Raw genomic sequence first — 17381 nt, 5'->3', positions numbered from 1 at the left:
TGTTGAAGGGAATGATGTTATAACAGGAGAAAGTTATACGGGAGGGAGTCATTATGAAAAAGAAAATTTTATTTATTATGAGCAGTTTAAGAAGCGGAGGAGCTGAAAGAAGTCTTGTTAATCTTCTTTGTCTTTTTGATTTTAAAAAATATGATGTAGATCTTTTATTATTCCAGCAGGAGGGTTTTTTTTTAACACAGCTTCCGGATGAGGTAAAGCTTATTTCAGACTGTGAAGATCTTCATGTACTTTATGAAAACTCATTAAATAAAATTTTTTCGTTTAAGCATCCTATACTAAGTATTATGCATGTAATATGCACAATTATATCAAAAGCGGCTGCGGGCGGAGGTTCTAAGAGCCGCCAGTACAGGTGGAAAAAATTTTATAAAAATAAAATAAAAGAAATAAAAATGCATTATGATATAGGTATTGCATATATGCATTGTGAACCTGTATATTTTTTGGCAGATAAAGTTAATGCCGATATAAAGATAGGCTGGATACATAATGATTATTCACAGATAGCACATGATAAAAACATGGATCTTGAATACTTTAAAAAAATAGATAAGATAATAAGTATTTCCGATATCTGTGTTGAAGTATTAAAAAAGACATTTCCTTCGCAGGCAGACAAGATATATATGCTGCCAAATCTGACCTCATCACAGGCAGTACATAAACTGGCTGATGAATTTATGCCTGAAGTATTTAATACTAAAAAAATAAAACTTTTATCGGTGGGCAGACTTGAAGAGCAAAAGGGTTTTGATATTGCAGTTAAAGCAGCTGCAATATTAAAAAAAAGAGGTATGGATTTTATATGGATTGTGCTTGGAAGCGGCAGATTAAAAAAAGAGCTTGAAAATCAGATTAAACAGTCGGCTCTTGAGAATCATTTTTTTCTTGCAGGAACCAAAAAAAATCCTTATCCTTTTATGAAAAACGCAGATATAATAGTACAGACTTCCAGGTTTGAGGGCAAATCGGTTGTAATTGACGAAGCAAAGATATTGGTAAAGCCTATAGTTGTAACACGCTATCCTACAGTATATGATCAGATAGATGAAAACGAGGGTATTATAACGGAATTAAATGCACAGTCCGTTGCGGACGGGATAGAGTCTATGCTTATAAATAAACAAAAATATATTGATTGGATTTCAAAACGTAATTACGGCAATCAGGATGAGATAAATAAATATTATGAAATATTTAAAGGGAGTAATATATGAAATATATGTTTATTTCAAAGGAACTGAACCTTACTTCAGGCGCAGGCGTGGGTGCAAGGATGCATAGAGACACACTTATAAATCTTGTCGGAGCGGATAATGTTTTTATAGTGGATGTTTCAGTTCAGGCGGCACCTTTAAAAAAAGAAAACTATATTGCGTACGGAAAATATAAAAATCCATTTGAGCGTATAATAAGGCATATACAGGGGAATGTATACTTATTTTCAGATAATATTATAGAAGATATATGCAGTATAATAGAAAGCCAAAATATAAATTTTGTATTTGTTGATGACTCTTTTTTCGGGAGACTTGTAAAAAAAATAAAAACAAAATTTCCCCGTTTGCCTGTAGTCTCTTTTTTTCATGATGTAAAGGCTGAGCTTTTTGCTATATGGATTAAAAGGAGCCGTTTTATAGATAAGATAGATTTTATGATAGGAATTAAAAATGAGGCTATTAATGTTAAATATACTGATAAAAATATAGTTTTGAATAAAAGAGAGGATGAGCTGCTTTTTAAACATTATAATATACACTCCGATTTTTATCTTCCGGTATGTGTGGACAGGAATGATTGTTATATTGAAAAAAAGCCTGAAGATCCGTATAAGGAAACGGGCAAAAAACATATCCTTTTTGTGGGTACATCATATTATCCGAATATAGAAGGTATAAAGTGGTTTTATATAAATGTATTTAAATATGTACGGCAATATTATGATTTATATATAGTTGGAAAGGGACTTGAATGTCTTAAAGATTATTTTGATGATGATGATGTTTATGTCATAGGCTTTTGTGAGGATTTAAGCAGTTTTTACATATATTCAGATATTGTAATTGCACCGCTTACTGACGGCGGAGGCATGAAGATTAAGACGGCGGAGGCATTTTCATACGGCAAAGTTTTTTTAGGCAGCACTGAAAGTCTTCAGGGATACTATGAGAAGCTTGATTTATATAAAGAAAATACAATAAAGGAAAAACTTATATTTTTATGTGATACTGCAAAAAGATATAAGGAGGTACTTGAAATGCTTAAGGATACTGATGTAAAAAAAGAAAATCCGGAAATTATAGATATATTTGAAGAATATTTTTCGCCACGGGCTGCTAAGGTATATATGAAAAATATAATAGATTCCGCAATTAATGATATGCAGACCCCGAATAAATAATTATACTTATTATTTTTAATTGAACGACTGCATTTGTTGATTTTAATTATATTGGCGAGGAAAATATATAGATGACAAATATAAATAACAGGGGAATTATAAAATTAAATAAAACGGATTTGATATTTTTTTTCAGTCTGGCAGTTATGCTTATGCCGGCATATTTTGCGAATAATGCGGTTATAAAGCTGCTTGGAAATATATGTGTGCTTTTTATATTCTATTTGCTGTTTGTACGTTTATATAAGCCCTCAGGATTTATTTATTTATTTACACTTTATTATATCTATATTGTAGCAAATACATTTATAAATAAAAACGGAGACATACATAGTATAATATCATCTGCAAAGATTGTGCTTATGGCATCATTTATAGACTATATGTTAAGGAAACATACTTACAGAGCAGTGAATATATTATACTATATTATATTCGTCTATGTTTTAATAGATTTTGTGTCAGTGGTTTTATTTCCGTCAGGTTTATATAAAACTACAATAGAGTGGAATCAGTGGTCAAGCAGTGAATTTTCACAATGGGTGTTCGGCAATAAGAATAATCATATATTCTGGTTTCTTGCATTGCTTATACTGGCATATATACGGTATTTTTTATTAAAAACAAAAAAAGAAAAAATATGCTTATTTTTATCACTTTTATAAGTATAATTACACCTTTAATACTGCGCTCAAGCACTTCACTTATAGTTTCGCTTATTGCCGCCTCAGGTATATATTTGTCTGATTTTAAAATGAGGATAAAAGTAAGGATAGAGCCATATATAGTTTTACTGGTATATGCCGCAGCTGCAATTTTAATTATTTTTGGAAGCGTTTCATTTCTTGCACCTATTATAAAAGGGCTTTTTGGCAAGGATCTGACATTTTCAAACAGGACGGCGGCATGGGCGATGGTTTTATTGCTGATATCAAAAAGACCTGTATTCGGATGGGGCGATATGTCAAATGCGGATGCGGCTTCAATGCTTGGAAGCAAGGCTTTTGTAAATTCACATAACCAATGGCTTGAAACCCTCTGGCAGGGAGGAATTGTATTTTTTATTATAACGCTGTTTTTAATATTAGCTGCCGTTTCAAATTTAAGGAAATGCATAAAAATAGATTTTGCAAATACACTTATATTTATAATGGCGGCATATTTTATTGAAATGATTTTTGAAGTCGGCTTGGGAAATATAGTTGCATGGTGCCCTCTTTTATTATGTTATCATGCATGCAATATAGAAAAATCAAATGAAAATATTTAGCATTATACAGGCATAAAGGACGATTGTGTAAAGAATATATATCATTTAAATAGCATTTACCTAAAGAGAATATATAAAATTTAAAACGCATTTATAAAAAATGCAGGTATTTTAAAGGAGATAAATGTCAAGGGATAATTTTAAACTTGCAAAGACTATACTTATAACGGGATTTGGAGTTTTTATAAGCTATGCTATAAACTTTTTATTGACACCGTATATTACCGATAATGTGGGTATTGAAGCCTACGGTTTTGTATCAATAGCTAAAACCGCAGTTTCGTATGCGGAAATAATTACAGTAGCACTTACAACCTTTGTAGTAAGATATATTTCAATATCCTACCATAAGGGAAATATGCAGGAGGCAGGTGAATACTACTCATCCTCGGTGCTTGGCTGTATATTGCTTCCGGGAGTTGTTTTTGCAGGTGCACTGCCTCTAATACTGAATATGGAACATCTTTTAAAAATACCGGTGAATTTAGTATTCTCAGTCAAGATTTTATTTATACTGGTTTTTTTAAATTTTGTTTTTACTACCATTATTACTCCGTTAAGTGTGGGGAGTTATATAAAAAACAGACTTGATCTTTTAGGCACGGTAAATATTTTATCATATTTATGTGATGCCGCTATACTTATTATATTATTTTTTAATTTTGAACCTGTTATATGGTTTTTGGGTATAGGCTCACTAAGTGCTTCAATTGTAAAACTGGCAGGCAATTTAGTGTTAAAAAACAAACTTACTCCAAATCTTCATTTTAAAAAGTCTTTTGCCTCATTTAAAAAGGTTTGGCAGATGATGTCAAACGGGATCTGGCAGTCTGTAAACAGTGTAGGTAATGTATTAAACAGCGGTCTGGATCTTATAGTTTCAAACCTTATGCTTTCAGGTGTTGAAACCGGCGAGATATCGGTTACAAAAACCATAGTAATTATGTTTTCAATGCTTTATCAGGTAGTATTTCAGCCTTTTCAGCCGCATATGTTAAAAAGCTATTCAACGGGTGATATGGATTTATTTATAAAGGATACGTCAAAGGCGATGAAAATATGCGGATATTTTTCAAATGCCGCCTTTGCCGGATTTGTGGCACTCGGACCGCTTTATTACAGGCTTTGGCTGCCTTCACAGAATACCGGACTTTTATACATGCTTACGATGGTGAATATATCCATATCAATAACTGAGGGAATATCACATCCTATGTATTATATAAGCACACTCGCTTTAAAAAAGAGGATGCCCTGTATAATTACAGTTTTAGGCGGAGCTGCAAATACTCTGGGGATGTACTTTTTATTAAAATATACCAATCTGGGACCGTATGCGATAGTGCTTACCACTGCAGTGATAATGACATTAATAAATCTTATATTTACTCCTATATATGCGGCATACTGCATACATGTAAAGGTCTTGAAATTTTATAAGGTTATTATACCGCATATAATATCATCTGCTTTGATGACGGCGGTATTTAAGGCGGCTGTCGGTATTATAAAACCCCACAGCTGGCTTACACTGATATTTTGTGCATTTATAATGGCAGGAGCAGGTGCGGTAATTCATGCCGTTATAATGGATTTTAAAGGTGTTGCAGGATATATAAGACGGACGTTTTTTTGACACCTGCCATATAATATGTTAAAATTAGCTGCTGAATTAAAATTTAAACAGGAGATAAAATGGGAAAGATTGTTGTAAGCGGATGTGATATAGAAGGACTGTATATTATAGAGCCCAAGGTATTTTATGATAGCAGGGGATATTTTATGGAAAGCTATAACAAGAATGATTTTTATGCAGAAGGGCTTAAGATGGATTTTGTTCAGGATAACCAAAGCATGTCCTCAAAAGGGGTACTTAGGGGACTGCATTTTCAGAAGGAGCATCCGCAAGGCAAGCTTGTAAGAGTGCTCAGGGGAGAAGTCTTTGATGTGGCAGTTGATATAAGAAAAGGCTCCAAAACCTTTGGAAAATGGTATGGAGTCATATTGAGCGCTGAAAATAAAAAGCAGTTTTATATATCTGAAGGTTTTGCACATGGATTTCTGGTGCTTTCAGATGAGGTAGAGTTTGCATATAAATGTACCGATTTTTACAGACCTGATGACGAGGGCGGTATTATATGGAATGACAGTGATATAGGTATAGACTGGCCTATAAATAAGGATATTGAACTTATAATATCCGATAAGGACAAAAAGTGGAAGGGACTTAACCAAACCTGCGGGTTATAGGGGATGGGTATTATGAAAGATCTTACAGCTGTTGTTGCAGAAGCCATTAAAAAAAGAAATCTTATATGGGATCTGGCAAAGGCAGATTTTAAAAAACGCTTTGTCGGATCCTATTTTGGTGTAGCATGGATGTTTGTGCAGCCGATAGTAACCGTGTTAATTTATTTTTTTATATTTCAGATGGGATTTAAAAGTGTTCCCCCGATAGAAGATACACCTTATGTACTCTGGCTTGTGCCGGGTATTGTGCCGTGGTTCTATTTTAATGAAGCGCTTAATCTGGGAACAAACTGTCTTCAGGAGTATGACTATCTTGTAAAAAAGGTTGTATTTAATGTTGCCATACTGCCTGTTATAAAGCTTATATCATGTCTTATGGTGCATATGGTGTTTATATTTATAATGACGGGGCTGTTTTTTGCATATGCAAAGCTGCCTATGCTGAGCTGGTTCCAGATCGCATATTACAGCTTTTCACTTTCAGTGCTTATATTGGCAGTTACATACATAACATCAAGTATAACTGTATTTTTTAAAGACATGGCACAGATAGTAAACATAATGCTCCAGTTCGGCATGTGGCTTACCCCTATAATGTGGTTTCCGACTATGTTTAAGGAGAGACCGTTATGGATAGATGAAATACTTAAGATAAATCCAGTTTATTATATAGTTACAGGTTACAGGGACAGTATGCTTACAGGAGACTGGTTTTTTGAAAGACCGCTTTTAAGCATATATTATTGGATATTTACTATTGTCCTGCTTTTAGTAGGAGTAAGACTCTTTACAAGGCTGAAGCCGCATTTTTCCGATGTGCTTTAAAGGTCTGCAAAATAAAGGAGAAATATCATGGATAAGGCTTATGCCATAGAACTGAAAGATGTAAAAAAGATATATAAATTATACGATAAACCCATAGACCGACTGAAGGAAGTTATAAATCCCGCACATAAGGTATACCATAAAAAGTTCTTTGCCTTAAACGGAGTAAGCTTTAATGTGGAAAAGGGCACTACCGTAGGGATAATAGGTACAAACGGTTCAGGAAAGTCAACCATACTTAAGATAATATGCGGTGTCTTAAATCCGAGCACGGGAGATATAAAGGTAAAGGGAAATATATCCGCTCTTCTTGAGCTGGGTGCCGGGTTCAATATGGACTATACAGGTATTGAAAATATATATATGAACGGTACCATGATGGGCTTTTCAAAAGAGGAGATGGATTTAAAACTTCCTGAAATACTTGAATTTGCCGATATAGGTGATTTTGTACATCAGCCTGTAAAAACCTATTCTTCTGGTATGTTTGTAAGACTTGCCTTTGCACTTGCTATAAATGTTGATCCTGAGATACTTATAGTTGATGAGGCACTTAGTGTGGGTGATGTATTTTTTCAGGCAAAATGCTATAAACGTATGGATGAGATAAGACGAAACGGAACTACTATACTTATGGTTACTCATGATATGGGAAGTATAATAAAATACTGCGATAAGGTGGTATTATTAAATAAAGGATCATTTGTAGCAGAGGGAAGTCCGGGTAAGATGGTCGATCTTTATAAAAAGATTCTTGCAAATAGACTTGATGATCTGGGTATGGATCTTGATGATGATTATGAGGCGGAATTTAAAAATAAAATTATTAAAAACAAGTCAGACAATATCTGTGATACAGCTGATCGGACGGTTGATTCGTCCGATGAAGGCGAAAAAAGAGCAGGGGCAGCCGATACTGAGGAAAAACATAAAGATGTACTTATGAAGGATAAGCTTGCTTTAAATCCGCACCTTACCGAATATGGAGACGGCAGGGCGAAAATATATGATCTTGGCATACTTGATGAAAAAGGTGAAGTGTCAAATCTTATATTAAAGGGTGAGGAATTTACTATAAAAGAACGAATAAGGTTTTTTGACGATATACAGATGCCTATATTTACATATACTATTAAGGATAAAAAAGGCACTGAACTTACAGGAACAAATACCATGTTTGAAGGCTGTGATATAAAGCCTGTAAAAGCAGGAGACAGCTATGAGGTTGAGTTTAAGCAGAGGATGACTCTTCAAGGCGGAGAATACCTGCTTTCAATGAGCTGCACGGGTTATGAAAACGGTAAACACACGGTATATCACAGACTTTATGATGTTACCGGCATAACAGTGGTTTCAAATAAAAATACGGTAGGAGTTTATGATATGGAGCCTGTTGTAAGCCTGAAGCTGAATAAAAATCGGGATATACTGTAATTATGGGGATTATTTTATAATAATTTTATATATACTGGAATAAGAAAAATGGAAAATATGAAAAATTCAGAAGAAAATGGCATTAATGAAGATTTAAAGGATAAGGGAAATGCTTTAAATTCGCAATATTATAAATATAGAGGACAGGCAAACCTTATAAAGGCTTATAATAATGATGAGACCGCTCTTTTAAGAGATAATCCTTCGCTTGAAGATTTATATATGTTTTCGGCACAGAGGGCAGGGCTTGCAGGCTGGCTTGATATAAAAATGAATTCAAATATTCTTCTTATAGGTCTGGAAAGTACTGCACTTGTTTCATATTTGCTTAAAAAGGCGAAAAAGCTTTATATATGGGATAAAGAAGGTTTTTTTGATATTCTGTTAAAGGCCGTATTTAATGATGAGAGCAGGCTTGTAAAGTTTGAATATCAAAACGGCTGTGAAAAAAAGGAAAAGATTAAATTTGATTACATAATAGCCTGTTTCAATAGTGAAATAAACCCGGAGCTTGATTTTAATACAGGCTTATCCTTTTTAAAAGAAATGCTTTATGATGACGGAAGGCTTATATTTGCAGTTGACAACAGATACGGTATAAAATATATGCTTGGTGCGGATTCTGATGATTATGTGCTTGGAAAAAAAGAGCTTGTACTGAAACTTAATCAGGCGGGATTTGATATGTACAGCCTTTATTATCCCGTGTCGGATTACAGACTGCCTTTAAGTATATATTCAGACGGATATCTGCCTAAAAAGGGCGATCTGTCAAGTGATTTGCCGGCTTATGATTATCCGGATGTTGCAGGGCTTTCTGTTGCACAAAAGCTTGATGAAATATGTGAGGGCGATGAATTTCCGTTTTTTGCAAATTCATTTATAGCAGTCAGCGGCAGCCGCCCCGAAACGGTATTTGTAAAATATAACCGCAACCGCAGGGATCAATATAAGATATGCACTTCAATAGAAGAAAAGGACGGAAAAAGAAACGTTAAAAAATCTGCACTTAGCAAAGAGGCTGCTGACCATATACTTTCATTTAAGGATAAATATGAACGCCTTGTAAAAGAGGGAAGCCGTGCGGTCTATCTTAAGGCTGATATTAAAAATGATCCTGAAAATGATATATATGAGGCGGTTTTTGATTTTATAGAGGGTGAAAATCTAAGTGAAAGTCTTGGGAATCTGGTAAAGGACGGGTATATACCGGTAGATGAAATCAATAGGGCGTTTGAGATAATAGATGGCGGCAGAGGGACTGCCAATATGGATGCAATCTTTGATAATTTTGTCTGCTGCGGGGATACACTTTACGGCATAGATTATGAGTGGGTTGAGGAGAATGCATTGCCGCTTTTATATACCAGATACAGGGCGTTGCATGAGTTTTTTGCAAAATTCGGAAGCGGCATGGGCATAACTGAAACGGAATTTCTTGCCTTGTTTGATATACCTGAGGAAAATATAAAACTCTACGAAGAAGCTGAAAAAGCTTTTCAAAACAGGGTTCATGGAGATATTCAAAAAATTTATCTTGATAATTACAGGGTTGAGGTAAAACCTGCCGGAGAGTTTATAAAGATGGAGAAAAATTACGGATATATCGCTGAAAGAAACAGGGTATTAAAGGAAGAACTTTATGAACAGTCCGATGCATTAAGGAAGCTGAGGGAGATTAAACAGCTTACAGACAATCATGTAAAAAATCTTGAAACTATAATAGGTGCATTAAGGCATGAAAATGGCGAACTGGCAAAGGCTTTAGCACATAGTAATGCACGTCTGGGTATACCGTACAGAATTAAGCGAAAGCTTTCTAAAGAGCTTAACCGTATGTTTCCAAAAGGAACTGAAGGAGGGCGCAGGCTTTCATATGCAAAGACGGCAGCCGAAAATCCCGCAGCCTATATAAAAATGCTTACCACCGCTGAAGGAAGAAATATACTTGAGGGTGAAAAGAAGATAGGTGAGGAATACAGACTGCATGGAAGGCTTGTATTTAAAAAAGAAGATAATCCAAAGGTAAGTATTATAATACCTGTATATAATCAGATAGATTACACCTATGCCTGCCTGGCATCAATACTTGAAAATACACATGATATAAGCTATGAGATTATAATAGCCGATGATGTATCAACCGATGCAACAAAGGAACTTTCAAAATTTGCGGAAAATATAATTATAAGCCGAAATGAGGTAAATCTGGGTTTTCTTAAAAACTGCAATAATGCCGCAAAGCTTGCAAAAGGTCAGTATATTATGTTTTTAAATAATGATACCAAAGTATGCAGGGACTGGCTTTATTGGCTTGTTGAGCTTATGGACAGGGATGTTCAGGCAGGTATGGCAGGCTCAAAGCTTTTATATCCTGACGGAAAGCTTCAGGAAGCCGGGGGCATAATATGGAGCGACGGTTCAGGCTGGAACTACGGCAGAAATGATGATCCGGACAAGTGTCAGTATAATTATGTAAGAGAAACCGACTATATATCAGGTGCGGCTATAATTATAAGGCATGAGCTTTGGAAAAAAATAGGCGGATTTGATGAAAGATTTGCTCCGGCATATTGTGAGGATTCAGATTTCGCTTTTGAAGTAAGAAAAGCCGGATATAAAGTTTTATATCAGCCCAAGTCCGAAGTAATTCATTTTGAAGGTGTTTCAAACGGTACTGATGTAAACGGTACAGGCTTAAAGAGATATCAGGTGGAAAACTCCGTCAAATTGAAAGAAAAGTGGAAAGACGAGTTTAAAAATCAGTTTGAAAATACCGGGGGCAGTAATATATTTAAAGCAAGGGAAAGAAGCCGGGACAGGAAAATAATCCTTTTTGTTGACCACTATGTTCCTACTTTTGACAAAGATGCAGGGTCAAGGACTACTTTCCAGTATATAAAGCTGCTTATTAAAAAAGGATTCGGAGTAAAATTTTTAGGTGATAATTTTATGCGTGAGGAACCGTATACTACGACACTTACACAACTTGGTGTAGAGGTACTGTACGGCAGTCAGATGCAGAATGATATAAAGGAATGGATAAGGGAAAATGCCGCTGATATACATCTGGTATATCTGAACCGTCCACATATAGCACTTAAATATATTGATTTTATAAAGAATCACACCGATCTTAAAGTGATATTTTATGGTCATGATCTGCATTTTTTGCGTGAATACAGAGAGTATGAGCTTACCGGCGATAAATCAAAAAAACAGGCAAGTTCTTACTGGAAAAATATAGAACTTGAGATACTTCATAAGGCGGATATGAGTTACTATCCTTCACAGACCGAGATACGGGCGATATGCAGTATAAATCGCTATCTTGCAGTCAAGGCGATAACCGCTTATGTATACGAAAGCTTTCCATATGAACATCAGGAAGATTTTGCAGATAGGGAAGGGATAGTATTTGTAGGGGGGTTTGCACATCCGCCAAACACTGATGCGGTTTTATATTTTGTAAATAAAGTATGGCGTTTTATAAGAGAAAAACTTAAAATTAATTTTTATATAGTAGGTTCAAAGGCGGGCAGCGAGATTACTTCTCTTAATAATCCGGATGAGGGAATTATAGTAAAGGGTTTCGTTTCGGATGAAGAACTTGAGAGATTGTATAAAAGCTGCAGACTTGCCGTTGTGCCTTTAAGGTACGGTGCAGGTGTAAAGGGAAAAGTGATAGAAGCTGTTTATCACGGTGTGCCGGTAGTAACCACTGAAGTGGGTGCGGAAGGAATACCGGAGGCGGATAAGGTTATGAGAATTACCGGAGGAAGCGATAAAAAAGATGCCTTAAGCAGAATTTTTGATGAAAATATGCGTATGAATGAAGATAAATATAACAGCCGTGAAGATAAAGCGGACTCAGATGTAATTAAGGACGGTACTATGGCGATAGATGGCAGTATAGCCGGTAGTGCCTTTTCGCAGGATGATTATGATGCCGTTCGATTTGCAGATACTGTAATTAAGCTTTATGAAGATGTAAATTCACTTAATGCCATGAGCAGGGCTTGCGGCGAATATATAAGGAAATATCACAGTATTGATGCGGTATGGGATATTATAAAGGATGATTTTGAGTAAAGCTCTTTGATATATCATTTTGAGGCGGATGTCGTAAAATGGCAGCCATATCTTTTTTATTATGACTCCGGCTTTTATATATTGTTAAGCAAAAAGCAGCCGATTATATACGGCTGCTTTTGCTAATTATGGATTTTAGTCTATTTAAACCATTTTAGTTTTTCTTTGATACGAAAAAATGTAATAAAGTAATTAGGCATAAGCCTGTTTTCACAGTATAATCAGCTGTATAAAGTATCCTTATATATTACAATATAAAATATTTCATTGCAAAAAAGATTGCCAACACTGCCATAAGCGGAGTTACTTTCTTTGCATTTTTAGTAAACAGATTCAGTATGACATATGAAAGGATTCCAATTGATATGCCTTCAGATATACTGTAAAAAAGCGGCATTGCAAGTATACACAGATAACACGGTATTGATTCACCAAGATCTGAAAGATCTATATTGGCTATATTTGTAAACATGTAAAATCCTACTACTACGAGTGCAGGAGCTGTGGCAAATGCCGGTATTGCAAGAAATATAGGTGAAAGAAGCAGTGAGACTGCAAAAAGCAGAGCGGTAATAACGGCAGTAAGTCCGGTACGTCCTCCCTCAAGCACTCCTGAGGCACTTTCCACAAATGTTGTTGCAGTTGATGTTCCGATGATTCCTCCTACCGTGGTTGCAACGGCATCCGCAAGCAGAGCACCTTTTATACGGGGCAGTTTACCTTCATCATCAAGCATGCCGGCTTTTGACGAAACACCTATAAGGGTGCCTATGGTATCAAACATATCAACAAATAGAAATGCGAATACTACGGGTATAAAATTAAAGGAGATTGCGGCTTTCAAATCAAATTTAAACAGAATAGGTGCTAATGAAGGTACTGAAAAGCCGTTTGAAAAATCCGGAAGGAGACTGTAAAAGCCGAGTTCCGGATTCGGTATATAAATACCGCAAAGCTGACATATAATTCCGATTCCCCATGTAATAAGTATGCCAAGCAGTATATTTCCCTTTATATTGTTTATTACAAGGATTGAAGTAATAAGTATGCCTGCAGATGCAAGAAGAACACCTACACCTACGTCGTTCATTGTAGCATTTACGGAATTTACCGCATTATATTTTTCAAGCGAAAAAAGTCTTACAAGTGTAGAACCTGCTATAATTATATTGGCATTTTGCAGACCTATAAATGCTATAAAAAGACCTATACCTACGCTGACCGCTTCTTTTAGGTTTTTGGGTATGGCATTGAATATAGCCTCCCTTATATTTGTTGCGGAGATAAGTATAAATATTATGCCTTCTACAAGCACGGCAGTAAGAGCAACTTGCCAGCTGTATCCCATTGATTTTACAACTGTATATGCAAAATATGCGTTAAGTCCCATGCCCGGTGCTATTGCAAATGGATAATTTGCGAAAAACGCCATAAAGAGTGTGCCTACACATGCGATAAGTGCGGTAGCGGTAAAAAGTGCTCCTGCATCCATACCCGTACTTGAAAGCACTGACGGATTGACCGCAAGTATATAAGCCATGGTCATAAATGTTGTTATACCTGCTATGATCTCGGTCTTTATGTCTGTTTTGTTTTCCTTGAGCTTAAAAATTTTCTCAAGAAAGTTTTGGATAGATTCCATTGTATTTTCCTCCCTTTTATGCTGTAAAAAAGGATACCATAAGAAAAGAGTATATGCAATCATTGTTACAACAGGTAAATAAATATTTGCTGCAATCGGATTAAGATGTTATACTTTAGCCTTAGGAAGAATGGCGGCATAATTGAAGAACTGCTTTAAATCATATATATATATTTGTTCCTTAAATTTGGGCAGTTACACTTTTGTTACACTTTTGTTGCTTTTTTGTGGGAGATTTTAATTAAAAGAACATATATAATACTTACATAAACCCGGGGATAAAAAATATAAAATGATAAGAACAAAGGAGAAACAATTAGTAATATGAGGTAAGTGTTATGTTTAAAAAAATGCGTTTAATTTATATTTAGTGATATGTTATTTGTTATTATCAATCAGCCCGACAATATCTTAATATAGATGATAATAGTATGGATACTTATGAAAATGACTAGAATAGCAGGCTTTTTATTAGTGGGATTGAGTTTGTTGGCTATATCTTTAACAAGCTCTATGGCATATGTAAGCATGCATTTGGATGAAGCTGTTGGAGTGGAGTTCACCTACAATATATTTGATTATGTAAACTTTGTAGAAATCGGATGCATAGTTATTACAATGGGTATAGGAATATACTTGATATTTCATAAATAATTGAAAAATATTATTTTTGGAGAGTTGTTAAAACATATTAATTATATATGTATAAATAATATCTTAAATAAGTGTGATTTTTAAAAATGTAAACAAAAGATATGAAAAAGGAGAAAAATTATGAGACTTAGATATATTATAACTTCAGCTATTGGGTTTATTGTGGCTGCCGCAATATTTATAATGCATATTCCTGCCGCAAAGGCTGCTGCCGGAAACAACTTTGAGAATAATCTTTATGAAACCGCTGTAAGTAATCTTAACAATAATCTTTATGAAACCGCCGGAAACGACATTGACACTGATTTCTATGATAAGGAGTATATTGATGAGATTTTACACGGGAATAATTCACTTAGTGAATCGGAACGTCGTACTTTGGCTGATGCATATAATAAAATTAATGACCTTCAGCGCCAGATGGACGGAATATATTCCAATATAGAAGAACTTGAAAACAGGTTGTCTAAAGATTTTGAAGCTCAGGATCAGGATGAAATTGAAAAAGAGATAAAAAACAGCACTAAAATAAGTGAAAATGAAAAGCAGGAGCTTATCGCAGGTTATAAAAAGGTAGATGAACTTATTGAACAGATAAATAAAGTGTATGATGTTAAGAGGGAACTTACATCTGAGGAAGAAAGTAAAGTAAAGGAACTTGAAAATAAGCTTGATGAAATTTACAAAAAAAATGCTGAAATTGAAAACAAGGTTTTTGAAGATAAGCGTATAACTCCGGTTCCGTACAATGCCGATTCCGATACTTCAAAATAGGCTTATATTAATAAAAAATTGAAGTATATATAAGTATAATTAGATATAAATCTTGGAGCAGCAATGGAAAAACTTATTTATGCAGCTGATGATGATGCAAATATATGTGAAATACTTAAGACCTTTCTGGAAGATGCCGGTTACAGGGTGAAGGTATTTAGTACGGGAGATGCGCTTTTTGAAGAATTTGTAAAAACGCCGTCCGATCTTGTGGTACTTGATATAATGATGCCGGGAAATGACGGCATCATTATATGTAAAAAATTAAGAGAAATATCACATATTCCGATCATACTTCTGACAGCTAAAGACAGCGATTTGGATTATATACTCGGTATAAACAGCGGCGGTGATGACTATCTTATAAAGCCTTTCCGTCCATCCATACTTATTACGAAGATTAAGTCTATTTTCAGGAGAATGGATATGGAGAGATCAAGGCATGGTGAGTATGAGGATAAAGCTGTCAGTTTTGCCGACCTGTATTATGAGCCTAAACATCACGGTATTTTTTGCAACAAAAAGGATCTCGGTCTTACCGTTACGGAGCTTTCACTTTTAAAGTATATGATTCAGTCGGCAGGCAGTGCTGTTTCAAGAGATGAGCTTTTAAATAAGATATGGGGTATAAATGCAGAAGTGGAAACAAGAGCGGCTGACGAAACCGTAAGCAGGATTCGCCAGAAAATGAGAAATGTAAAAAGCAAAGCTTTTATCTCTACAATATGGGGATTTGGCTATAAGCTGGAGTTAAAAGAGTGAAGCATATTAAGATACTTATAGCTTCTGCAGTTTTTGTTCTGACGTTTTTAGTTTGTACACTTCTGTTTTATGCCTCAAATATGGTAATGCATGGCTATATAAAAAATATGGCTGAAGATATCATTTTACATACTATAAAAAATGATATCTATTACAATTATACCGATGAATCATATGAAGAAGCCGGATATAGTTTATATCCCGAAATTTTTGCTGTTGATTCTGAGTACAATGCGATTTATGATGATGAAAATATAAACTATAATTTTTACAGGTATAATTATTACACCGAGACGGATAAAAAGATTGTAGACTGGTGCAGGCAAAATACTGAAAAAGATAAAATATTAAGGGTTTTGGCAGGCAGCAGCAACTATTATGTATATCAAAGTGTAGGAAAACTTGTTAAAAAAGAAGATTTTTATGATGCAGTTCCTCCTAACAGTTCTGAGGAAGGCATTTCTGTGATCTGGATTGTTTATGTTGATGTAACTTCACAGGAGCTTATTATAAATAAAGTCAATAGCGTGCTTATATTTGTAATGCTCTTTTGTACCTTAACTGCAGGTTTTTTAGGCACTATTATAGGCAGGGCGGTAGAATTCAACCAGAAAAGGCAGAAAGAATTTTTTGAGAATGCCTCGCATGAGCTTAAAACCCCTTTAATGTCGATACAGGGATATGCGGAGGGGATTGAAACCGGAGTGGTAAATGATGTTCCTAAAGCCGCAGCGGTAATTATAAATGAAAGCACGAAGATGGCAGCTCTGGTAGACGAGATACTCAGTCTTTCACGCCTTGAAAGCGGTGCACTGCATATAAAGATACAGGAACTTTCATTGCGTGAGGTAATCTATGACTGTTTGTATGCACTTGAGGCTGAGTTTGCTAAAAAAGGTATAGCACTTGAGGAAGATATAAAGGATGTGTTTATTAATGCAGATCTTAAACAGTTTGAAACTGTGGTGGTAAATATACTTTCAAACGCACTTCGTCATGCAGATAAATCAGTTAAAATAACTGCTGATGAAGAAAGACTTGTTATATATAATGATGGAGAATCAATATCAGATGAAGATATAAAACATGTGTTTGAACGCTTTTATACAGGTAAAAAAGGCAGTACGGGCATTGGAATGGCTCTTACTAAGGAAATAATTAAAAAGCATGGCTGGCATATTACTGTTAAGGGGATTGCGGACGGTACACAATTTATAATTTATTTTAATAAAAAATTACAAAAAGGGAGATAATAC

At 35.0% G+C, this 17381-nt stretch carries 14 protein-coding genes; 13 read left to right on the top strand and 1 reads right to left on the bottom strand.

Going from position 1 to position 17381, the window contains the following annotated elements:
• The first annotated feature begins 53 nt into the window (after positions 1-53).
• From HMPREF9333_RS02310 to HMPREF9333_RS02270, 9 genes are all read left to right on the top strand, one after another.
• Complete coding sequence (locus HMPREF9333_RS02310; protein WP_005539503.1) at positions 54-1238, top strand: glycosyltransferase; 1185 nt, start codon at positions 54-56, stop codon at positions 1236-1238.
• Complete coding sequence (locus HMPREF9333_RS02305; protein WP_005539501.1) at positions 1235-2422, top strand: glycosyltransferase family 4 protein; 1188 nt, start codon at positions 1235-1237, stop codon at positions 2420-2422. The genes HMPREF9333_RS02310 and HMPREF9333_RS02305 overlap by 4 nt, the downstream gene beginning before the upstream one ends.
• Positions 2423-2493: 71 nt before the next feature.
• Positions 2494-3087 (top strand): hypothetical protein, encoded by a 594-nt coding sequence (locus HMPREF9333_RS02300; protein WP_005539499.1) that lies wholly within the window; start codon positions 2494-2496, stop codon positions 3085-3087.
• Positions 3063-3692, top strand: coding sequence for an O-antigen ligase family protein (locus HMPREF9333_RS02295; protein ID WP_005539498.1), 630 nt, complete (start codon positions 3063-3065; stop codon positions 3690-3692). Before HMPREF9333_RS02300 ends, HMPREF9333_RS02295 begins: the two co-directional genes overlap by 25 nt.
• A 124-nt stretch (positions 3693-3816) precedes the next feature.
• Positions 3817-5328, top strand: coding sequence for a lipopolysaccharide biosynthesis protein (locus HMPREF9333_RS02290; RefSeq protein ID WP_005539497.1), 1512 nt, complete (start codon positions 3817-3819; stop codon positions 5326-5328).
• Between the two features lie 59 nt (positions 5329-5387).
• The gene (rfbC, locus tag HMPREF9333_RS02285; protein ID WP_005539496.1) at positions 5388-5942 is read left to right on the top strand and encodes a dTDP-4-dehydrorhamnose 3,5-epimerase; all 555 of its coding nucleotides are present in this window, start codon (positions 5388-5390) and stop codon (positions 5940-5942) included.
• Positions 5943-5954: 12 nt separating this feature from the next.
• Positions 5955-6767, top strand: coding sequence for an ABC transporter permease (locus HMPREF9333_RS02280; protein ID WP_156797231.1), 813 nt, complete (start codon positions 5955-5957; stop codon positions 6765-6767).
• 27 nt (positions 6768-6794) lie between these two features.
• A complete protein-coding gene (locus HMPREF9333_RS02275; protein WP_005539494.1) occupies positions 6795-8201 on the top strand; it encodes an ABC transporter ATP-binding protein in 1407 nt (468 codons plus the stop codon).
• Between the two features lie 48 nt (positions 8202-8249).
• Entirely contained in the window at positions 8250-12293 is a 4044-nt protein-coding gene (locus HMPREF9333_RS02270; protein ID WP_005539493.1) for a glycosyltransferase, read from the top strand.
• A gap of 247 nt (positions 12294-12540) precedes the next feature.
• Here HMPREF9333_RS02270 and HMPREF9333_RS02265 read toward each other — a convergent pair whose 3' ends face one another.
• The gene (locus tag HMPREF9333_RS02265) at positions 12541-13935 is read right to left on the bottom strand and encodes an NCS2 family permease (protein WP_005539492.1); all 1395 of its coding nucleotides are present in this window, start codon (positions 13933-13935) and stop codon (positions 12541-12543) included.
• A 474-nt stretch (positions 13936-14409) separates the two neighbouring features.
• Between HMPREF9333_RS02265 and HMPREF9333_RS02260 the strand changes: the two genes are divergently transcribed.
• From HMPREF9333_RS02260 to HMPREF9333_RS12110, 4 genes are all read left to right on the top strand, one after another.
• Positions 14410-14589, top strand: coding sequence for a hypothetical protein (locus HMPREF9333_RS02260; protein ID WP_005539491.1), 180 nt, complete (start codon positions 14410-14412; stop codon positions 14587-14589).
• A gap of 120 nt (positions 14590-14709) precedes the next feature.
• Complete coding sequence (locus HMPREF9333_RS02255; protein ID WP_005539490.1) at positions 14710-15363, top strand: coiled-coil domain-containing protein; 654 nt, start codon at positions 14710-14712, stop codon at positions 15361-15363.
• 63 nt (positions 15364-15426) lie between these two features.
• Complete coding sequence (locus HMPREF9333_RS02250) at positions 15427-16125, top strand: response regulator transcription factor (protein WP_005539489.1); 699 nt, start codon at positions 15427-15429, stop codon at positions 16123-16125.
• A complete protein-coding gene (locus tag HMPREF9333_RS12110; protein WP_005539488.1) occupies positions 16122-17378 on the top strand; it encodes a sensor histidine kinase in 1257 nt (418 codons plus the stop codon). Before HMPREF9333_RS02250 ends, HMPREF9333_RS12110 begins: the two co-directional genes overlap by 4 nt.
• Positions 17379-17381 lie beyond the last annotated feature (3 nt).

Source organism: Johnsonella ignava ATCC 51276 (assembly GCF_000235445.1).
Lineage (GTDB): Bacteria > Bacillota > Clostridia > Lachnospirales > Lachnospiraceae > Johnsonella > Johnsonella ignava.
This window is presented reverse-complemented; position numbering and strand designations above follow the sequence as displayed.